The organism is Kocuria sp. NPDC057446 (assembly GCF_042802875.1).
Taxonomy (GTDB): Bacteria; Actinomycetota; Actinomycetes; order Actinomycetales; family Micrococcaceae; genus Kocuria.
The window spans coordinates 1-2,450 of the sequence record NZ_JBHVDI010000262.1 but is presented as its reverse complement, the minus strand read 5'-3'; the positions used below and the strand labels follow the sequence as shown (position 1 = coordinate 2,450).

The following is a 2,450-nucleotide window of genomic DNA, read 5'->3' as shown; positions in this document are numbered from 1 at the left end:
GTGGTGGCACCGGGGGCCGAGCGGGCGGCCGGGAGCCGTGGGATAGCCTGGTGGCATGCGAATTGCCAGGTTCACGGTCGACAGCGAGATCCACTTCGGCGCAGTGCAGGGGGCGCCCGGCGAGGAGACGGTCACCGTCCTCGCCGGCGACCCCTTCTACACCGGGATCAACCCCACCCAGCAGCGCCACGGCATCGCCGACGTCCGCCTCCTGGCCCCCGTGATCCCGCGCTCCAAGATCGTGTGCGTCGGCCGCAACTACGCCGACCACGCCGCGGAGCTGGGCAACGAGCTGCCCGCCTCCCCGATGCTGTTCTTCAAGCCGAACACGTCCGTGGCCGGTCCCGGCGACCCCGTGACCCTCCCCGCGTGGACCGAGCAGGTCTCCTACGAGGCCGAGCTCGCCGTCGTCGTCGGGCGGATGTGCAAGGACGTCCCCGTCGAGCGCGTGCCCGAGGTGGTCTTCGGCTACACATGCGCCAACGACCTCACCGGCCGCGACGTCCAGAGGACCGACGGCCAGTGGGCGCGCGCCAAGGGCTTCGACGGGGCCTGCCCGCTCGGGCCCTGGATCGAGACGGACCTCGACACCTCCGCCCTCGCCGTGCGCAGCCGCGTCAACGGCGAGACCAAGCAGGACGGCAGCACCCGGGACATGGTCTTCGACGTCCCGTTCCTCGTCTCCTACATCTCCCAGGCGTTCACGCTCCTGCCCGGCGACGTCATCCTCACCGGCACGCCCGCCGGTGTCGGCATCGTCGACGAGGGCGACCGGATCGAGGTGGAGGTCGAGGGCATCGGCGTCCTGCCGACCGTCCTGCGCCGCTGACCCCGTCCCCCACGCACCGGTGCGCCCGCCCAGGGCACCACCCCGCCCCGCTCCCGACCGATCCACGAAAGAGCCATGACCGACACGCCCGCCACCTCCGCCCCGACCACCACCTCGCCCGTGCGCGTGCGCTTCTGCCCGTCCCCGACGGGCACCCCGCACGTGGGGCTGATCCGCACCGCGCTGTTCAACTGGGCCCACGCCCGGCACACCGGCGGCACCATGGTCTTCCGCGTCGAGGACACCGACACGCAGCGCGACTCCGAGGAGAGCTACCAGCAGCTCCTGGAGGCGCTGGCCTGGCTCGGGATCGACTGGGACGAGGGCGTGGAGACCGGCGGCCCGCACGCGCCCTACCGGCAGTCGCAGCGACTCGACGTCTACCGCGACGTGGCGAACCGGCTCCGCGAGCACGGGGCCGTCTACGAGGCCTACTCGACCCCCGAGGAGGTCGAGGCCCGCCACCGCGCGGCCGGCCGCGACCCCAAGCTCGGCTACGACAACTACGACCGGGACCTCACGGAGGAGCAGGTCGCGGTCTTCCGGTCCGAGGGCCGGGAGCCCGTGCTGCGGCTGCGGATGCCGGACGAGGACATCGTGGTGCACGACATGATCCGCGGCGAGATCGTGTTCCGGGCCGGCTCGATCCCGGACTACGTGGTGGTGCGCGCCAACGGGCAGCCGCTGTACACGCTCACCAACCCCGTGGACGACGCCCTCATGGGGATCACCCACGTGCTGCGGGGCGAGGACCTGCTCTCCTCCACCCCCCGCCAGATCGCGCTGTTCCGGGTCCTGGTCGAGATCGGCATCGCCCCGTACGTGCCCGAGTACGGCCACCTGCCCTACGTCATGGGCGAGGGCAACAAGAAGCTCTCGAAGCGCGACCCCGAGTCCAGCCTCTTCCACCTCAAGGACAGCGGGTTCATCCCCGAGGGGCTGCTCAACTACCTGGCCCTGCTGGGCTGGTCCCTGTCCGCGGACGAGGACGTCTTCACCGTGGACCAGCTCGTGGCGCACTTCGACGTGCACGACGTGCTCGCGAACCCCGCGCGGTTCGACCTCAAGAAGGCCACGGCGATCAACGGCACGCACGTCCGCCGGCTCGCCCCCCAGGACTTCCGCGACCGGCTCGTGCCCTACCTCCAGGCCGGCGGTGTGCTGGGGGAGACCCTGGACGAGCGCCAGCAGGACGTCCTCGACCGGGCCGCACCGCTGGTCCAGGAGCGGATGAACCTGCTCGGCGAGGCGCCGGAGCTGCTGTCCTTCCTCTTCGCCGCGGACGACGGGATCGAGGTCGCCGAGGACGCCCGCAAGCAGCTCAAGGACTCCGCCGGCGACGTCCTGCGGGCCGCGCTCGCCGCCCTCGAGCCGCTCGAGGACTGGAGCGCCGCCGCCCTCGAGACCGCGCTCCGGGAGGCCATCGTGGACGGCCTGGGCATCAAGCCCCGCCTGGCCTTCGGCCCCGTCCGCACCGCCGTCTCCGGCCGGCGGATCTCGCCGCCGCTGTTCGAGTCCCTCGAGATCCTGGGCAAGGACTCCTCGCTGACCCGCCTGCGCGCGCTCGCCGCGCAGCTCGGCTGAGCACCCGACCGGACGACGACGGCGGTCCGGCCACCCC

2 protein-coding genes are annotated in these 2,450 nt (G+C 72.3%); both read left to right on the top strand.

Going from position 1 to position 2,450, the window contains the following annotated elements:
• The first annotated feature begins 55 nt into the window (after nucleotides 1-55).
• A complete protein-coding gene (locus tag ACFU0Y_RS17885) occupies nucleotides 56-829 on the top strand; it encodes a fumarylacetoacetate hydrolase family protein (protein WP_380216273.1) in 774 nt (257 codons plus the stop codon).
• Nucleotides 830-904: 75 nt separating this feature from the next.
• Nucleotides 905-2,413 (top strand): glutamate--tRNA ligase, encoded by a 1,509-nt coding sequence (gltX, locus tag ACFU0Y_RS17880; RefSeq protein WP_380216271.1) that lies wholly within the window; start codon nucleotides 905-907, stop codon nucleotides 2,411-2,413.
• The last annotated feature ends 37 nt before the right edge of the window (nucleotides 2,414-2,450 follow it).

What these genes read in the sequence shown, in the direction of transcription:
- ACFU0Y_RS17885 (WP_380216273.1), top strand. Translation starts at nt 56, where the DNA reads ATGCGAATTGCCAGGTTCACGGTCGACAGCGAGATCCACTTCGGCGCA.
- gltX (WP_380216271.1), top strand. Translation starts at nt 905, where the DNA reads ATGACCGACACGCCCGCCACCTCCGCCCCGACCACCACCTCGCCCGTG.